The sequence below is a fragment of the Methyloceanibacter sp. genome (genome assembly GCF_051306395.1).
GTDB lineage: Bacteria > Pseudomonadota > Alphaproteobacteria > Rhizobiales > Methyloligellaceae > Methyloceanibacter.
In genome coordinates this window covers 1-4081 of the sequence record NZ_JBPPND010000045.1, presented here as the reverse complement: position 1 = coordinate 4081, position 4081 = coordinate 1, and the positions used below count along the sequence as shown (strand labels likewise).

The following is a 4081-nucleotide window of genomic DNA, read 5'->3' as shown; positions in this document are numbered from 1 at the left end:
ATCACGGGAATGAGAGGCGGCAGAACGATCGTCGACAGGATGAAACCGGTCCAGACCGCCGCGTCTTCAAGCGGCAAGGTCCATCCAGCGATCAGGGCCAGAACGACAGACGGCGCCGACAGCGTCCGCCGTAGGTTGTCGAGCATCTTCCAGCGGCCGATCACGGGAATGCCCCTTCGCAGCCGACGATCGGCCCTTTTTGGCCCCCGTCCAAAAATCCAAGGGAGCAGCTGCCAGTCACCGCGCGCCCAGCGGTGGTGACGAAGGGCGGCGATGTCATAGCGGGCCGGGAAATCCTCAACGACCTCCACGTCGGAAGCCAGGCCGGCGCGCGCGAAGATACCCTCGAACAGGTCATGGCTGAGGAGCATTGACTCGGGCACACGTCCGTCGAGCGCCGCCTCGAAGGCGTCCACGTCGTAGATGCCCTTGCCCGTGTAGGAGCCTTCACCGAAAAGGTCCTGGTAGACGTCCGAGACGGCCGAAGCGTAGGGGTCGATGCCGGTGGCGCTGGAAAACACGCGCAGGAAGAGCGAGCCTTCGCGCCCCACCGGCAGCGCGGGCGTGACCCGCGGCTGCATGATGCCGTAGCCTTCGACGACTCGCCCAAGACCGGCGTCCAAGCGCGGCTGGTTGAGAGGATGCGCCATCTTGCCGATGAGCCTGCCGACCGTGTCGCGCGGCAGCCGCGTATCTGCGTCCAGGGTGATTACATACCGGACGTCGGCAGGTACGGCGGGCGGCGCCAGAAATGTGGTGTCCTTGGCACCGCGCAGGAGCCGATTGAGCTCGCATAGCTTCCCGCGCTTGCGTTCCCACCCCATACAGCAGCCTTCGCCCTCGTTCCACACGCGCCGCCGATGCAACAGCAGGAAACGGTCGCCGCCCGGTGCAGGTCCGTAACGTTGGTTTAGCCTCGCGATGGCTTCTTTCGCGGCGGCCAGCAGCTCTTCGTCGCCGTCTACGCGTTCGCTTGGCGCATCGCGCCAATCGGACAACAGCGCGAAATAAAGGTCGCCCTGGGCGCTCGCCAGGTAGTGGATCTCGAGCCGGCCGATCAGCTCCTCGATGTCCTTGAGCGAGGTCAGCAGTGTCGGCACGGTAACGAGGGTGCGCAGGTCCGCGAGGACTCCGCCCCGCAGCTCGAGCGCCGGCAGCAAGGTGGCGCGGAAACCTCGGGTGACCACGTGGTTGACGAGCACAACGGCCACGTCGATCGCCGGGACCAATCCCAGAATCCCGAGCAGCAGCAACCATCTCCACTCCACACCGCTCAACGCCACGAATGACAGTGGGATAGCCAGCAGACCGGCTGCGAGGACCGCACCGGTGCCGACATATCCGCCGATCCCCAGCGCACGGAAGGCCCGTCCCGGCCAGGTCTTCGGAGACGGCCTAAAGCCGATCGCCGCTTCGAACCCGGGCCGCCCGCCCGCGATCAGATAGTAGCCGGGATCGGCCAAGCGGGCGTCGCCGTTCGCCCCAAGCGCTCGTGCCATTTCCACGGCCGCATGGGCCACCTCCAGTTCGGTAAGTTCACAGTTGCGGGCGAGGTGTTCGACGGCGTCGCGATAGAGATTGCGCGTCGGGAAATCCATGCCCTCGAAGGCGCTTCCGGCCTTGAATACGTCATCCACCAGGCTGACGCGCTCGAACAGCTCCGTCCAATCTACGTCGGAGATGAGCCGCATGCTGGTGATGATGTTGCGCACCGTGACGCTGCCTGCGACTTGCCTGTGGTGCTCGTCGCGGACGACGGCGTCAGCGGACGTTCCCTGCCGGGCCAGTTGGATGTCGAGCCACTCCAATGCCGGTGCGATGCTAGGATCCTGATCGCGCAGACGATGGACCAGCTGCATGAGAAAACTGTCTGGAACCTTCGTCTCCGCGTGAGGCGGAAGCACCGCCTCGGCTGGTTCGGCGACACGGCCACCAGCCCCCAGCAACCGGTCAGCCATGATGTTTGCGGTGCGGCGTCCGGTCCGGCTGTCGACGACGCGCTTGGCGATCCGCCTGAGGTTCTCGACGAGTACGATGCGCAGGGTGATCGCCGCCGCCCATAGTTCGCCTATGGTCAGCGGCTGCACCTCCTGATAGGCGCGCAGGTAGCGGCGCAGGACCTCCGGGTCGAAGTGGCTGTCGGTATGCGCCACGAACGCCCAGGCCACGCCAAAGACGCGCGGGTAGCCCGCGAGCGGCCCGCCGTCGAGCTTGGGCAGCTGCCGATAGTAGCTGGGCGGCAGATCCGCTCGGACCTCGCGGATCTGCTTCTCGACCACATGGAAGTTGTCGATCAGCCACTCGGCCGCGGGGGTAATCTCCGCGCCGGCATCGACCGCCTCGGCGATGCTGCGATAAGCCGCGAGCAGCACAGTCTCGTTGTCGGCGAGCCTTTTGACCAGCGAGGCGCCCTTCACCTCGCCGGGCGTGACCGTCTGAGCGGCGGCGAGGCTGCGTGCGTGTTCTTCCAGGCGTTCGACGCTGAAGAACTCAGCCCGTATGGGGGCGCCTTCGTCCCATACCGGGCTCCGGCGGGGGCCCCCGAGAAGGCGGATGAGCGGCGGAGTCATCTCCGCGCTCTGGCGAAATCTGCGCCAGCGCGCGAAAGCATCCGTCTTGAGAAACATGGTCTCGCGGCCCCTTTTCAGCGGGCCTGCAGGTCGCTCATGTCACTGCAGCCGCCCAGGGCGCCGCAGGGTCACCACTAAGCGAGTTCGATCCCTTGATCCCTCTGGCCGGCTCGTTCGGCTCGGCGCTTTCGACAATCACTTCCGTGCACTCGCCGTGGCAACGAATGGCGTCGGCGAGGCAGGTCGCCTCGCGGACCGCCAAGTCTCTCGACCGGAAGGGCATCACCATGCGCTCACCCATCCGGATGGCCCACCCGTGCTGCTCTTTGACAACGTTAAAAGTGATCATGCATCCCCGCGAACTGGCCTGTAAGGGAAGGGGACATCGCTCTGCTGCGATCAAACGGAAGCTGGTACCATAGAATTGGCGGCTTTGATTCACGTCAACCGGGATGCGCAAGGCGCTCAAGCCGCGTCCTAGTTTGAAGCTTAACGATCTACCTGGTCTTGAGGTTCCACCCTCTGGGATGACGCCGCCGCGAGCTTTGGGACCTCTACTCCAGCTCCAGGCTCCGGGGCGCTTCACCGTCCGGAGTCAAGCGGTGCTCACCCTCGGACTTATGCTATGACAGTCGGCTCAATCAACCCCGTGCGGGTGGCGGTGGTCCAACAGGTCATGCAACGCTGTTGGCCGCCGGGGTCCCCCCGTTACGTTCGGCGCCGCCAAAGGAGTTTGACGGCCCCGGCGATGCATGGAGCCCTGAACAGTTCTTGCTCGCCGCCGTGGGAACGTGCTTCATGTTCACATTCCGGGCGGTCGCGCGGGGTTCCAAATTCGACTACTCGTCGCTTGATCTGTCGGGCAGCGGGACGGTCGACCGCGAGGAAGGCACTACCCACTTCACAGAAATCGTTCTCAGGCCGCGGCTCACACTTCCAAATGGCGCAGACCCGGAGCGCGCAAAACGGATGCTTGAGAAGGGCAAAAACGCCTGCCTTGTAACCTCGTCGCTTTCGGTCCCAGTTCGTCTGGAAAGCGAAATCGTGGTTGAGTCCGTTTAGGGTCCAGAAGCGGAATTAAGGGCTCGCCCCTCGGCATCTCTGCTCAGTGCCAAGCCGACCTCAAGTGCGTCGCTGAATATGAACGTGCCCTCATTGGTGTTGGCGCCACATTGTCGCAGCTTTTGCTCGCGGCATTGACCCCCCGCTAGCTGCAGGGGAAGCTTTCTGCCAGGGCCTTGGCGACTAACGAGCGGGCTGGCTCTTGCCGGTTCTCAGAATGGTTGCGAAGCCATTGAACGGTGACACCGACGATTTGCAGCTTCTCGTGTCCTTCCGGAGGACAGAACGATCTCTCATCTAGCACGTCGGCTGCACCGATAATGTAACCAGCACAAAAGCCATACAGCGAGCTGTCCTGAGGCTTCTCGCAAAGGGACAACAGCGTATCCCCACTTTCGTAATCTTCGGCGGCGTTTGCTGTCTGCGAGGCCGCAACGCTAACGGAAGCA

At 64.0% G+C, this 4081-nt stretch carries 2 protein-coding genes and 1 pseudogene; 1 reads left to right on the top strand and 2 read right to left on the bottom strand.

Annotated features, from left to right (window positions below; translation table 11 throughout):
- Positions 1–2570, bottom strand: a pseudogene (locus ACSLE4_RS03270) (glycosyl transferase); the annotation flags it as partial.
- 687 nt (positions 2571–3257) lie between these two features.
- Here ACSLE4_RS03270 and ACSLE4_RS03265 point away from each other — a divergent pair.
- Positions 3258–3632, top strand: coding sequence for an OsmC family protein (locus tag ACSLE4_RS03265; protein ID WP_435903057.1), 375 nt, complete (start codon positions 3258–3260; stop codon positions 3630–3632).
- Between the two features lie 145 nt (positions 3633–3777).
- Here the strand turns inward: ACSLE4_RS03265 and ACSLE4_RS03260 are convergent.
- The coding region (locus ACSLE4_RS03260) for a Rap1a/Tai family immunity protein (RefSeq protein ID WP_435903056.1) at positions 3778–4081 on the bottom strand (304 nt) is incomplete at its 5' end.